Here is a 12,739-nt window from a genome sequence, read left to right as displayed (position 1 = left end):
ATCAGACGATCAGGCTGCTGACCGTCAAAGCGATCCCGACATAGACGGCCGCAAGCATCGTCCCTACGGCAACATTGCCTTGACGAAGCTGGTCCGACAGCTTGACGCCCGGCGTCAGCCAGTCAAACACCCAGTAAGCCGCAATCAGACATACATACCCTACCGCGAACCACAGGCTCATATGCCAGATCGAGGAGTTCGTATACGCCGCAATCGCAAGCACAATGGACGAGGCAACGAACTTGCCTCCCATTGTAATGCCTACGGCCAGATTGCCGTTATTGATTTCTTCCATATCGCGGTAGGGAGTCATTAGACTGAACAGATACATCCCGGCGAATTGAAGCAATACGATGACGAAAAAGCTAAGTACAAGATTCCATACCATCAATCTGCCCACCCCCTGAATTTTGCCATTGCTTGATCGTAATCGCCGTAATCGTGAACTTCTTCCAAAATAACGTCCACCTGCTTTTTATCCTTAAGGCTGGCATAGCGGTCCTCTCCGATCGGCTGCTTGACCTTTTGCCCCGTCGGCAAATCCGCTACCGCAAAATAGCGGTATTTTCCGTCCAACTCCGTTTTGTACACACCTACCAGGTCCACCGTGGTCTTCACTTCCTTTTTCAACTCGGACAAATCCTTTTCCGCATCTTCCTTGGTCTTGAACGTTTTGATCGGCTTCCATTGCGACAGCGTCACATCGTTGCGGCCCTCAGCATTCGTTTTCATGCTTGCATTCATATAATTAAGCACCCAAACCTGATCGCCGGTCGCAAAATTTTGATCATTGGAAATCCGTTCATTGTTCGGCAGCAGCAGCATATCCCCGTCCAGCAAGTCGCCGACTTTGCCTTCCGTTACCCGATAATCCCACGGAATCTCACTGCCGCCGGCTCCCGAAGCGGCTTTGTCCTGAACCGTCGATTTGCTGCCGTTAGCGGCAACAATAAACCCTATAATGAAAATGATGGCTGCAAAGACTCCCGCCATGAGCCAAAATCGATTTTGCTTCAAGTTGATTTCACTCCTATCGCTACAAAATGGCTCGAATTCCCGGTGATGATGCCGCCTGCGCGGCCCAGCAGACCGCAGGGCTCGCCGTTCAGCACGAACAATCCGGTGAGCAGATGCAGCTCCGCATGATGAAAAGCCAGCTTGGGCAAATCCGCACGCTGCTGGTAAACTCTTTGAAAAAACACACTCGTGTCGAATCCCGCCTCGTCCTTTGTCTCCAGCGCGCCTTCCGCATCGTAAAGCTCCACGGAACCGCCCTCCCGGCCGAACATCGACTTGGACACGTATCTGCCGTCCAGCACGGGCATCGTATATGTAGACAGCATGTAAGCTTGAATGACCGAATGTTCCTCTTCCGTGAATAGGTCGGCGCCAAGCTCATGAAGCCCCCAAATAACGGCCTGCAGCCCTTTTGATTGCAAAATGACCGCATGGAGCGAATTAAACAAGCTGAGGTGCCCCTCTTCCAGCGAATAGGCCAGCGCTTCGCCGCCGTCGTCGATGCCCATCCATTCTTTCGGATACAGGGCGAACATGGTTTGAATCGTGTGCTCCTCCCCGACTTTCACGACGCCTTCGTCGATCCATAAATCGAGACAATCGACGCACGTTATTGTCCGTCCGCTATGGGCGACAAGAGCATCTATCGTCCCCGAGTCCTCCGCATGACGGCCGTAAGCGACACATGCCGCATAATCGGGGGCTTCCGCTTCCCAGGCCTGGCGCACGAGCTCTTTCATCCCGCTGTTAGGCGAGTCGATTCCATACTGCGCGCACATCCACGGCGTCGCCATCGAGGCTTCGACATAGCCCGTCGGTGTGTCGGCATTAAGCTCCAACAGCTTGATGCCGCCTTCTTGATCAACGGCGAAATCGAACCGCGCATACCGGCTCAAAAGCCCCGGACCGTTCGGTTCGAGGGAGTCCAAGCCGTCCCACAGCACTTCCGGGATGGAGAGCGCCGCATACAGGTCCCGCCGTCCAAGGACGAATCGCGCAGCTTTGTCAAAAACGATCCAAAGCTTTCCCGCGGCGGCCAGCAATTCCTCGTACGTGCCGCGGTCCATCGCGACGAGTTGGTCAATCCAGTAGGCTTCCTGTTCCAGATCCGCCCAAGTAAAGCCGAGCTCGGCAAGCTGCTTCACCCGGCTGCTCCGATCGGGAGAAGGAGTGCCCATAACTTCATACGCCATTTTCGTCAACCCCCGGAACTGGAGCTGGAACTGGAACTTGAGCTGAACCCGCTGGACCTGCCGCCAATGCTGCCGGACGATGTCGAGCTCGATTTTGAGCTTGTGATTGAACTTGTGCTTGAGCTTGTGCTTTTACTGGAGCTGCTGCTTGTGCTTGCTTTTGAGCTGGTGTCCGCGCCCGTTTTTGTACTGCTGCCCGTACTCGCTTTTGCACCGCTATCCGTATTCGCTTTTGAACCGGCGTCTGTGCTCGTTTTTGAGCTGCTTGCACCTCCGCCCGAGCCGCCGCTTGATGGAGTGGCTTTGGCACTGGAGCTGGAGCCGGTTTTGGATTTATTGGTCGTAAAAGATCCTGTTCCGCTCGAAGTCGTAGGTGTCTTTGTTTTGGAACGGTTGGCAAAAGTATCGCCGGTGTATGTTTTCGGGACATACTTTTGTTTCGTCCGGTAATCATAGGAAGGATGGCTGTTTGCCCAACTGCTGGATGAATAGGAACGGCCGCTGTTCAAAATCAGATGATATAAAAGCAAATCGTCCCAACCGAGGCCGCCTCCGTAATTGTTGACGACGACCGGCGCGCTGCCGCCCGATGTCCCTCCGCCGGCTTGCGGCTCTTCCGTTGATTCCGGAAGCTTCTCTCCCTGCACGGCCGCAATCGGCAAATTCCAGTCCGCACTCGCGTCAAAATAAGCCTTGACCTGATCCGTCGACCATTCGACAAGCTGAGGGGTGCTGCCGGAAGCAGCCGTTTCCGCAGACCCGGCAGGAATCAAAAGGATATGTCCCGCAAGCAAAAGGCCTAGAGAAGTGGATAATACTTTCAACGGCTGTTTCAAAGCTGATCTCCCCCTGCGCGGTCGTCCGCTTCCCCTCCTGCAGCAAGCAGCAATTCAAATACGTTGAGGTCCAGATTCAATCTGCCCTCGATCATTTCATATTCCTTGCCCCCGATTAGCAAATAATTAGCCGCTTCCAGCGCCATGACCAGCTTTTCGTCCCACGCGCGTTCGTGAATTTTGCTGAGTCCGCCGTCCGCCATTTTTTCGTAAAGCACGATGTTCATTGCAAACCTCCTCGTTTCGACAAAATGTGTTGTATTCATCAGACTGCCTACTAAGTAAAACGCAGGACCTCCCGAATTGTTTCAAAAAAAAGCAAAAATAAAAAGCCTGTCCCGGAGACAGACCTTAATTTTACAATAAAATCCATTATATGACACGTTTCGCCCGCAAAAAAGTTTCCTTCCAATAGGCTGTATCGATATTTGTAATTTGAACGCCCTTATCGGATAAAGGCGACGCATGGAGCATCCGATGATTGCCGATATACATGCCGACATGCCCTACATTTTTATTGCTTTTGAACCGCCCGGGCACGTAAAAAAACAGCAAGTCGCCTTTTCGCAAGCTTTTGCGGCTGACCAAATTGCCCTCCGCCGCCTGCTGCCTCGCCAACCGGGGGAGCTTAACGCCGAATTTGCCATAAATATATTGCGTAAAAGCCGAACAGTCGAAAAGACCCGTAGACGGGTAAGAGTCCGCTCCGAATTTATACTTGACGCCCATGTACTGCTTGCCTTTGCGAATCAGCGCGTTGATATCCGTATTTTTCAGGACGGGAACAATATCTCCGCGCCCGACCGGCGACCATGCTTCAATCTCGGCCATCGGGAAACCGCCTGTCCCCGAAACCGGATTGGCCGCCTCATCGGCGTCTTTAAAAGGATCGTTCGGATCGTCGGCAAAATCAAGCTCATCCTCCGTTCCGCCGGGGTCCGGATCATCCTCATTCCGGGCTTCAACGGCTGGCGATGGATGAATGCGGAGCTGTCCCTCGCTCACTTTGTACGACATATCTTCTTGAAACAGATCGCCGAGCGCAGAAATCGGAATATAGGCGATAACACCCTGCTTGACGAAAGGCTGATGAACGTTCAGCTCATAGCCGTCTTTGCGCGCCTTTGTCGAATTCATACTCAGTTCGAAGTTGGAGTCGTGATCTCCGATAAGGAAAGTGTCTTTGCCTTCCACCCAATCCGACTGGAAATTCAGAATGCCTATCAAATCGCCCGCTGACACATAATTCACATTGCCTATTTGTTTTAAGGGAATTGCGGCATCCTGGGCGCCCGGCATCTTCTGTCCTTGGCCGGTCTGGGATACGCTCCCGATGACAGGCGGCGATGAGGCCTCTCCGCGAATTGCTTTGGAACTGAACGGCGCAGCGTTAAAGCCGCTGCAAGCGGTTGTTACGGCCAATGCCGCGATCATACTTCCCGCTGCCGCTAATTTCAGCCTTTTCCACATGGCATCTCTGCTCCTTTGAGGAAACGTTGTGATCCTTCATAGGTTGAAACAAGCCGCTTGCAAATATACATCAATAGCATCCATAACGGCCAGCATATCTCTTTTACCGTTAGATTCATGCTAATACGTATGGTAAGATGGAGAGAATGAGTATATAAAAATCGTGAACGAAAGGCTGGTGTCAATGACATGAATCCGGAAAAGCCCGCTTCCGCTTCTTCGCTTTACAGCGTCATCTTTGGCCTGATCGCCATCGCATTGAACGTTCTCCTCATTACAACGCCGATCGGTCTTGTTTTCGGGATCATTGCCTTGATTTGCGGGATCGTCGCCAAAACTCGCAACGGCCGCTCCGGCGGTTTCATTATTGCGCTGCTTTCTTTTTTGGTGCTCGCCTATTGGCTGTTCAGTATCGCCGTTCCGTTGTGGGCGGACCCTACACTGTCATTCGCGATTCGCCGTTCATAACTAACTAGTAAAGGAGTTCCTATCATTGCGTAAGAAAATTGCTTTCATTTTAGTATCCCTCTCGGTCCTGCTCAGCGGCGGCTTGTTCACTTACAAAGCCATTGAGCCGACAAAGCCGGCAACCGTGCAACTGGTGTTCCCTAAAGATCGTTACCCGGAAACGGCAAAACACATCAAAGAAGCGATCAAATCCGGCGAATCAGCCGTATGCACCATTGCCCGCGAAGGAGCGGACGATAACCGCAAAGCATCGCTCCAGGACATACCTGTCAAAAAGGGATATGACCGTGATGAATGGCCCATGGCTATGTGCCGCGAAGGCGGCAAAGGCGCCAACATCGAATACATAACGCCATCTGACAACCGCGGCGCCGGAAGCTGGGTCAAAAACCAGCTGGATCAGTATCCCAACGGCACGAGAGTCGAGTTTATAGTGAAGTAAGGGTAGGAATGATTCATTTTCCATTTTAGGGTATAGATGAGAAACTTTTTTTGTACTTCCAGCGTCTAACTTATAGTTTGGATGTAAAATGAATATTACTATAAGTTGGAGGTTTGTTGGATGATTTTAAATGTGCTAAGAAAAAGAATGACGACATCTATAGCCGCCGTAATGAGTCTGTTCGTATTAGGCGGAGCAGCGCCTTCCGTCCAAGCAAAAGTTACGGAAAGTACAAAAGCGGTTCAAATTACGGATGTGGGCAAGCGTCCTTTTGTATTGGACGATAAAGGCAACGGATGGGGATTGTCCGTCTCGTCGCGGGCCTACAGAATGAATCTGCTGCCTAACCGGGGTAATTTGTTTCAGGTGGAGAACATGAACCATATTGTAAGCATCGTTTCCAACAGAAATTTCGGGATCGCATTAAAAGATGACGGTACCGTATGGACCGTCGATTCTGATGAATCATCGGACTCGCAAAAGGACAAGTGGGGGGAAGCGACGCCAAAGCTCGGGACACAAGTCCCCAATCTGGAGCACATTGTAAAAATTTGCTCCTTCCATGACAATGTCTTTGCAGCAGTCGACAAAAACGGAAAAATGTGGGTATGGGAAGACATCCCCGCTTTTGCTAAAACGACCGAATTGCAGAAATACCAATCTCGCCCGCTAGAAGGACTGACGCTCGTCAAAAGCATCGACCATATTAAAGACATCTCTCCTTCCTTGATCCTGAAGGATGATGGAACCGTCTGGACCTGGGAATATAATCATCGGGAAAACAACATGCTCGCATCAATTAAAACGCAAAATCCCGTGCAAGTTCAAGGGTTAACGGATATTGTAAAGCTCGGACAGGGCAATTCCTATGACCATATCGTCCTGAAAAAGGATGGAACGGTTTGGCTCTGGGGAGCCGGCTACCTTTCAGACCCGAAATTTGACGGAGGCAAAGATGAACCGCCGGCCCCGGTTAAAGGCTTAAACGATGTAGTTGATCTGGCAATCGGAGGCAACCATGTAATCGCTTTGAAAAAGGACGGTACCGTCTGGACTTTCGGATATATTCCAAAAAAATATGTAGAAACGGTAAGCACCCTATCACCTTCAATTAATCGCCCCCTGGCCCAGGTTGAAGGGTTATCCGATGTCGCTGCGGTTTTTGCAGGCGAGATTACCGATGCGGTCATAAAAAAAGACGGAACTTTGTGGATGTGGGGATATGATGAGTACGGCTTGTTCGGACAAGAATGGTCGCTCCAACTTGAACCTGTACAAGTACAGCTTAAACCGTATCCTAATACGTCCCGGAAATGAGCAAGACGCTAATTGAAAAACTCGCTCGCTAGAGCTGACACATCATCGGCATCCAGGGAGTAAAAACCTGCGAAAGTGCAGCTTTTACTCCCTGGATGCCCTTTCTTCAAAACATTCCTGCAAAACTACAGTTTTTTCCTCCCAAACTTAAGACACAGACCTATTGGGTCAAAAATTCCTGCACAATCGCAGGCTTTTCGCCAAAATGAACCATTTACATGGAGAAAACCTGCACTTTTGCAGGTTTTCTCCTTAACAAGGATACCAACCGCCGTGAGGCGCCTCAACCCAACCGTGCCGGGAGAGGCACATGCAGGAAAAAGCGGCTGCGCCAAAAGCAAAAAACTCCCTTTAGCGTTAGCGTCAGGGAGTTTTTTTGATTAACCGATGGAGCCTTCCATCTCGAATTTGATCAATCTATTCATCTCTACGGCGTACTCCATCGGAAGTTCTTTAGTGAACGGTTCGATGAAACCCATAACGATCATTTGCGTAGCTTCCGCTTCGGTAAGGCCGCGGCTCATCAGGTAGAAGAGTTGATCCTCGGATACTTTGGATACCGTCGCTTCATGCTCCAGCGTAATGTTGTCGTTCATAATTTCGTTATAAGGAATCGTATCCGATGTGGATTCGTTATCCAAAATGAGCGTATCGCATTTGATGTTCGCTTTTGAGCCTTGGGAATTGCGTCCGAAGGAAGCAAGTCCGCGGTACGTCACCTTGCCGCCGTGCTTGGAAATCGACTTCGAGACGATCGTCGACGTCGTTTCCGGAGCCAGATGCGTCATTTTGGCGCCGGCGTCCTGATGCTGTCCTTTGCCTGCTACGGCGATGGACAGTACCATCCCTTTGGCGCCGCGGCCTTTAAGAACGACGGCCGGATATTTCATGGTCAGTTTGGAACCGATGTTGCCATCGACCCATTCCATCGTCGCATTTTCTTCGGCAACGGCACGTTTGGTAACGAGGTTGTAAATGTTCGGCGCCCAGTTTTGAATCGTTGTATAGCGGGCGCGAGAGTTTTTCTTGCAGACGATCTCAACTACGGCGCTGTGCAGGGAGTTCGTGCTGTAGATAGGAGCTGTACAGCCTTCTACATAGTGCACGAAGCTGTCCTCGTCCGTAATGATCAGCGTGCGCTCGAATTGTCCCATGTTTTCGGAGTTGATGCGGAAGTAAGCCTGCAAAGGCACTTCGCATTTCACGCCTTTTGGCACATAGATGAAGGAGCCGCCGGACCATACGGCACTGTTCAGTGCGGCAAATTTGTTATCGCTTGGCGGAATGACCGTGCCGAAATATTCCTTGAACAGCTCCGGATATTCGCGAAGCGCCGTATCAGTATCGGTGAAGATAACGCCTTGCTCTTCAAGCTCTTTTTGCATGCTGTGGTAGACGACCTCGGATTCGTACTGCGCGGATACGCCCGCCAGGAACTTTTGCTCGGCTTCCGGGATCCCCAGCTTGTCGAAAGTTTCTTTAATTTCCGTCGGAACTTCTTCCCACGTTTTGCCTTGCTTCTCGGAAGGTTTTACGTAGTACTGGATATCGTTAAAATCCAGATCGTCCAAATTGCCGCCCCAACGAGGCATCGGCATTGCAAAAAATTGCTCCAGCGATTTCAAGCGGAACTGCAGCATCCAATCCGGCTCGCCCTTCATTTTGGAAATTTCCGCCACGATTTCGCGCGTCAGACCTTTACCGCTTTGGAATACAGCCTTGTGCTCATCTCTAAAACCATATTTGTACTCATCGAGTTCGGGCATTTGTTTGGCCATCGTAGTTACCTCCTATTCGTTATCCGTTCTGTTTCGTTTGATCGATGCCTTTGCGCAGCGCGTTCCACGCTAATGTCGCGCATTTGATTCTGGCCGGGAATTTGTTGACCCCCGACAACGCCTCAATATCTTCATACTCGAATTCCACGGCTTCGCCCTTCATCAATCCGGAAAATTTCTCAGCCATTTCGAGCGCTTCGTCGAGCGTCTTGCCTTTCACCGCGTCCGTCATCATCGAAGCGGAAGAAAGGCTGATCGAACAGCCTTCGCCGATAAACTTGGCGTCCGCGACTTTCCCGTCCTCCACCTTCATCTGCAGCGATATTTTATCGCCGCAGGTCGGGTTGTTCAGGTCGATCGTGACCGCTTCGCTGGAGTCGAACTTGCCGCGGTTGCGGGGGTTTTTATAGTGATCCATAATGACTCTGCGGTATAAATCATCCAATTGCATGACCGAAGTACTCCTTTGTTTTTAGTAAGGCCGCCACAAGTCGGTCAATATCTTCTTCGGTATTGTACATATAAAAGCTGGCGCGAGCCGTAGCCGTGACCTGCAGCCATCTCATCAAAGGCTGGCAGCAGTGGTGGCCGGCACGAACGGCTATTCCTTCCGCATCCAGTACCGTCGCCACATCGTGAGGATGCACATCCCCAAGATTAAACGTGACGAGACCGGCGCGGTTTTGGAGAGGACCGTAAACGGTGAGGTCTTCGATCTCCCGCATTCGCTCAAGCGCATAATTCGTAAGCTGCACATCATGCTTATAAATATTGTCCATACCAACTTGCTGCAGAAAATCGATAGCCGCTCCCAATCCTACGGCGCCGGCAATGATCGGCGTCCCCCCTTCGAATTTCCAGGGGAGCTCTTTCCAGGTAGATTCATAGAGATCCACATGATCGATCATTTCTCCGCCGAATTCAACGGGCTCCATACTTTCCAGGAGTGCCTTCTTCCCATACAATGCCCCGATTCCGGTAGGTCCACACATCTTATGTCCGGAAAAGCCGTAAAAGTCGCAATCCAAATCCTGCACGTCGACTTTCATGTGCGGTGTGCTTTGCGCGCCGTCGACCATGATTTTTGCGCCATGCTTGTGCGCGATTTTGGCAATTTCTTTAACCGGATTGATGACCCCGAGCACGTTGGATACATAAACGATCGAAACGAATTTCGTCCGCTCCGTAATGACGCTCTCGGCATCGGCCAAAGATATGGAACCGTCAGCCTGCAAAGGAATGTACTTTAAAGTGGCTCCCGTCGCTTTCGCAACTTGCTGCCATGGGATTAAATTGCTGTGATGCTCCATCGGGGTAATGACGATCTCGTCGCCCTCCCGCAGCACCGCTCTCGCGTAGCTGTTCGCCACCACATTAATGGCGGTCGTCGTGCCGCGCGTAAAAATAATTTCCTGCTCGCTGGACGCGTTGATGAATTTGGCTACTTTCTCCCGTGCCCCTTCATACGCGTCAGTCGCGCGTGAGCCGAGCGTATGAACGCCGCGGTGAACGTTGGAATTGTCCCACTCATAGTAACGCTTCAGCGCTTCAATCACGCTCACCGGCTTCTGGGACGTAGCTGCGCTGTCCAGATATACGAGAGGATGACCGTTCACTTCCTGCTTGAGAATGGGAAAAAGCTCACGTATCTCCGCGGTATTCATTGTCCCAGCTTCCTTTCTACAAAGCTTTGCAGCTGCTCTTCGATACTCTTGATCGGAATTTCGGAAACGACCGGCGCAAGGAATCCGTAGATGATCAGGCGCTGCGCCTCTTCTTTGGAAATCCCGCGGGACATCAGGTAGTAGACCTGCTCCGCGTTCACTTGACCGACACTTGCCGCGTGGCCCGCTTTAACGTCGTCTTCGTCGATAAGCAGGATCGGGTTGGCGTCGCCGCGCGCTTTGGGGCTCAGCATGAGCACTTTCTCGGTCTGCTGGCCGTTGCAGCCTGTAGCACCTTTTTCGATTTTCGTAATACCGTTGATGATCGCTGTAGCTCCGTCTCTCATAACGGCACGGGTAATCATATCGCTAGTCGAAGCTTTGCCGAAGTGTACGGCGCGCGTAGTCAGGTTCAGCTTTTGCTCGTCAGTTCCGACGCAGATGACTTTGGCGTCCGAATCGGAGCCGTTGCCTTTCAAAATGGACGTCGTATCGGACATCGAATTGCCGTAGTTCAGCTCTCCGACTACCCACTGCACGCCGCCGTCATTTTCGACAATCGCGCGGCGGTAAGTCAAATCCGTTACCGATTCGCCCATATTGTGAATCGTCGCGTAATTTACTTTCGCTCCCGGTTTCACGAAAATTTCAACCGCTCCGTTTTGAACCAGGTGGCCGCCGCTGTGCGAGGAAACAAAATTGTCGACATAAGCTACCGAGCTGTTCGCTTCCGCAACAATCAGAACGTGAGGCGCAAAGCTCGCTTCCGCATCGTCAGTAACAAAAAGCGCCTGCAGCGGGATGTCCACTCTCACGTCTTTGGGCACGTAAAGGAAGATGCCTCCATTCCAAAGAGCAGCGTGCAGCGCAGTCAACTGATTTTCGCCCGCTTCAACAGCTTTCATGAAATAAGGCTTCACAAGATCGGCATGCTCCTGCAGCGCAGTCTCAAGATCCGTGAAAATAACTCCTTGCTGTTTAAGCTGATCCGCAACTTGCTTGTATACGATGCCGGAGTTTCTTTGCACAATCAGGTTGTCCGGGTTGGACAGACCTTTGGCCGCTTCAGGCAGCTCATCCAGAGAAGCCAGGGCCGCCTGTGCTTTATAGGAACCGTGTGAGCTGATGCTCCAACGGTCGATTCTCGTTTTTTCAAGTTTAGGCAATTCCAAAGATTCCGCCGACTTCAGCGCTTCGCTGCGCAGAGCCGTCATCCATTCAGGCTCTTTTTTGCTGCGGGAAAGCTCTGCAACCGCGCCCGGATCAATGGAAAGAATAGTTTGTGTGCTCATGGTATTCCTCCTGATTTAGTACTTCGGCGCAGTCGTGTTCATAGGAACTTTGAATTCTTCCGTCTCTTGGCCTACGGTTTCATCCACGATGCCCAGCTCTTCTTTGATCCAGTCGTAGCCTTCCGCTTCCAGACGCTGAGCGAGCTCAGGACCGCCTGATTTGACGATGCGGCCTTGCATCATGACATGGACAAAATCAGGATTGATGTAGTTCAGCAGGCGCTGATAGTGAGTGATGATCAGGAAGCCGCGGTCTTCGCTGCGCATAGCGTTAACGCCTTCCGCAACGATGCGCAGGGCGTCGATGTCAAGACCGGAGTCGATTTCGTCGAGAATGACGATTTTAGGCTCGAGCAGCAGCATTTGCAAAATTTCGTTGCGCTTTTTCTCGCCGCCGGAAAAGCCTTCGTTCAAATAGCGGTGCATGAACTCGGGGTTCATTTCCAGTTGTTTCATTTTCGCTTCCATTTGGCGAATGAACTTGATCAGGGAAATTTCATTGCCTTCGCCGCGGCGCGCATTGAGCGCACTGCGCAAAAAGTCGGCATTCGTTACCCCGGTAATTTCACTCGGATACTGCATGGCGAGGAACAGCCCGGCGCGCGCTCTTTCGTCAACCGCCATTTCCAGCACGTCTTCACCTTCAAGCGTTACGGAGCCTTCGGTCACTTCGTATTTGGGGTGGCCCATCAGCGCGGAAGCCAGCGTACTTTTACCGGTTCCGTTAGGTCCCATAATCGCATGGACTTCGCCGCCTTTGATCTCCAGGTTCAAGCCTTTCAAAATTTCCTTTCCTTCGACGTTCGCCTTCAGGCCGTCTATTGTGAATGTTGGTGAGTTTGCCATCTCTTGAGCCTCCATAATTTTGAATTAACTTGTAAAAGAAAATCATTATTAAATGATTCTCACTGATTCTCATTAGAATAATTCTATTATAACTTACCCGGCGAAATCAATAAAGGGCAAGACGTTAAAAATCTGACGAATATGTTGTTCATCATTCAAGTATGCACATGAACCCGGCTTTGAAAACGTCAAACAACAAAAAAAGCCGGCATCGTTGATCCCCTTGCGGTCAACAATTCCAAGCCGATTTGGACGCATTTTTTTGTAATTCCAGCATGCAAAATTTGCGCTAAAGTGCCATATAACAGCTATAATGTCGTACAATATCAGTTATACGACATAATGGCAGGAGAAAATGACATGAACCAAGACGAAACGGCATTACTTACGAATCAGGATCGCACTGGGCACTCTTA

At 51.0% G+C, this 12,739-nt stretch carries 14 protein-coding genes; 3 read left to right on the top strand and 11 right to left on the bottom strand.

Features of this window, described 5'->3' with window-relative positions; all coding sequences use genetic code 11:
- Position 1: 1 nt before the first annotated feature.
- The 6 genes from AC6RNO_RS26545 to AC6RNO_RS26520 form a co-directional block, all read right to left on the bottom strand.
- The gene (locus AC6RNO_RS26545; RefSeq protein WP_474679855.1) at positions 2-388 is read right to left on the bottom strand and encodes a DUF350 domain-containing protein; all 387 of its coding nucleotides are present in this window, start codon (positions 386-388) and stop codon (positions 2-4) included.
- Positions 388-1,017, bottom strand: coding sequence for a signal peptide protein (locus AC6RNO_RS26540; RefSeq protein WP_474679768.1), 630 nt, complete (start codon positions 1,015-1,017; stop codon positions 388-390). The genes AC6RNO_RS26545 and AC6RNO_RS26540 overlap by 1 nt, the downstream gene beginning before the upstream one ends.
- Positions 1,014-2,210, bottom strand: coding sequence for a glutathionylspermidine synthase family protein (locus AC6RNO_RS26535; RefSeq protein ID WP_474679769.1), 1,197 nt, complete (start codon positions 2,208-2,210; stop codon positions 1,014-1,016). Before AC6RNO_RS26535 ends, AC6RNO_RS26540 begins: the two co-directional genes overlap by 4 nt.
- A gap of 5 nt (positions 2,211-2,215) precedes the next feature.
- Positions 2,216-3,046: a hypothetical protein gene (locus AC6RNO_RS26530; RefSeq protein ID WP_497107327.1), complete on the bottom strand. Its 831-nt coding sequence runs from the start codon at positions 3,044-3,046 to the stop codon at positions 2,216-2,218.
- On the bottom strand, positions 3,043-3,273 hold the full coding sequence (locus tag AC6RNO_RS26525; RefSeq protein WP_474679771.1) for a hypothetical protein: 231 nt from the start codon (positions 3,271-3,273) through the stop codon (positions 3,043-3,045). Before AC6RNO_RS26525 ends, AC6RNO_RS26530 begins: the two co-directional genes overlap by 4 nt.
- Positions 3,274-3,418: 145 nt before the next feature.
- Entirely contained in the window at positions 3,419-4,516 is a 1,098-nt protein-coding gene (locus AC6RNO_RS26520) for an NlpC/P60 family protein (RefSeq protein ID WP_497107326.1), read from the bottom strand.
- Positions 4,517-4,705: 189 nt separating this feature from the next.
- Between AC6RNO_RS26520 and AC6RNO_RS26515 the strand changes: the two genes are divergently transcribed.
- The 3 genes from AC6RNO_RS26515 (at position 4,706) to AC6RNO_RS26505 (ending at position 6,743) form a co-directional block, all read left to right on the top strand.
- Positions 4,706-4,984 carry a hypothetical protein gene (locus tag AC6RNO_RS26515; protein WP_474679773.1) on the top strand — a complete coding sequence of 93 codons (279 nt, stop codon included), beginning with the start codon at positions 4,706-4,708 and terminating at the stop codon, positions 4,982-4,984.
- Positions 4,985-5,066: 82 nt separating this feature from the next.
- Positions 5,067-5,426 carry a NucA/NucB deoxyribonuclease domain-containing protein gene (locus tag AC6RNO_RS26510; RefSeq protein ID WP_474679856.1) on the top strand — a complete coding sequence of 120 codons (360 nt, stop codon included), beginning with the start codon at positions 5,067-5,069 and terminating at the stop codon, positions 5,424-5,426.
- 120 nt (positions 5,427-5,546) lie between these two features.
- A complete protein-coding gene (locus AC6RNO_RS26505; RefSeq protein WP_488437654.1) occupies positions 5,547-6,743 on the top strand; it encodes an RCC1 domain-containing protein in 1,197 nt (398 codons plus the stop codon).
- A gap of 380 nt (positions 6,744-7,123) precedes the next feature.
- On the opposite strand, the gene sufB is transcribed toward AC6RNO_RS26505, so the two are convergent.
- From sufB to sufC, 5 genes are read right to left on the bottom strand one after another with little or no spacing between them, the layout of a single operon-like run.
- Entirely contained in the window at positions 7,124-8,521 is a 1,398-nt protein-coding gene (sufB, locus tag AC6RNO_RS26500) for a Fe-S cluster assembly protein SufB (protein WP_474679775.1), read from the bottom strand.
- A 19-nt stretch (positions 8,522-8,540) separates the two neighbouring features.
- Positions 8,541-8,972 (bottom strand): Fe-S cluster assembly sulfur transfer protein SufU, encoded by a 432-nt coding sequence (gene sufU, locus AC6RNO_RS26495; protein WP_474679776.1) that lies wholly within the window; start codon positions 8,970-8,972, stop codon positions 8,541-8,543.
- Positions 8,959-10,185, bottom strand: a complete 1,227-nt coding sequence (locus AC6RNO_RS26490; RefSeq protein ID WP_488437656.1) for a cysteine desulfurase — start codon at positions 10,183-10,185, stop codon at positions 8,959-8,961. The genes sufU and AC6RNO_RS26490 overlap by 14 nt, the downstream gene beginning before the upstream one ends.
- Entirely contained in the window at positions 10,182-11,477 is a 1,296-nt protein-coding gene (gene sufD, locus AC6RNO_RS26485) for a Fe-S cluster assembly protein SufD (RefSeq protein WP_497107325.1), read from the bottom strand. The genes AC6RNO_RS26490 and sufD overlap by 4 nt, the downstream gene beginning before the upstream one ends.
- 15 nt (positions 11,478-11,492) lie before the next feature.
- Positions 11,493-12,323: a Fe-S cluster assembly ATPase SufC gene (gene sufC / locus AC6RNO_RS26480; protein WP_474679779.1), complete on the bottom strand. Its 831-nt coding sequence runs from the start codon at positions 12,321-12,323 to the stop codon at positions 11,493-11,495.
- Between the last annotated feature and the right edge of the window lie 416 nt (positions 12,324-12,739).

The sequence above is a fragment of the Paenibacillus sp. sgz302190 genome (assembly GCF_059820445.1).
Note: the sequence above shows the minus strand (reverse complement) of the source record. Positions and strands in the feature narration are given on the sequence as shown.

Excerpts from the sequence above, each read along its gene's own strand:
- AC6RNO_RS26545 (WP_474679855.1), bottom strand. The coding sequence starts at position 388 with ATGGTATGGAATCTTGTACTTAGCTTTTTCGTCATCGTATTGCTTCAA.
- AC6RNO_RS26535 (WP_474679769.1), bottom strand. The coding sequence starts at position 2,210 with ATGGCGTATGAAGTTATGGGCACTCCTTCTCCCGATCGGAGCAGCCGG.
- AC6RNO_RS26525 (WP_474679771.1), bottom strand. The coding sequence starts at position 3,273 with ATGAACATCGTGCTTTACGAAAAAATGGCGGACGGCGGACTCAGCAAA.
- AC6RNO_RS26520 (WP_497107326.1), bottom strand. The coding sequence starts at position 4,516 with ATGTGGAAAAGGCTGAAATTAGCGGCAGCGGGAAGTATGATCGCGGCA.
- AC6RNO_RS26515 (WP_474679773.1), top strand. The coding sequence starts at position 4,706 with ATGAATCCGGAAAAGCCCGCTTCCGCTTCTTCGCTTTACAGCGTCATC.
- AC6RNO_RS26505 (WP_488437654.1), top strand. The coding sequence starts at position 5,547 with ATGATTTTAAATGTGCTAAGAAAAAGAATGACGACATCTATAGCCGCC.
- sufB (WP_474679775.1), bottom strand. The coding sequence starts at position 8,521 with ATGGCCAAACAAATGCCCGAACTCGATGAGTACAAATATGGTTTTAGA.
- sufU (WP_474679776.1), bottom strand. The coding sequence starts at position 8,972 with ATGCAATTGGATGATTTATACCGCAGAGTCATTATGGATCACTATAAA.
- AC6RNO_RS26490 (WP_488437656.1), bottom strand. The coding sequence starts at position 10,185 with ATGAATACCGCGGAGATACGTGAGCTTTTTCCCATTCTCAAGCAGGAA.
- sufD (WP_497107325.1), bottom strand. The coding sequence starts at position 11,477 with ATGAGCACACAAACTATTCTTTCCATTGATCCGGGCGCGGTTGCAGAG.
- sufC (WP_474679779.1), bottom strand. The coding sequence starts at position 12,323 with ATGGCAAACTCACCAACATTCACAATAGACGGCCTGAAGGCGAACGTC.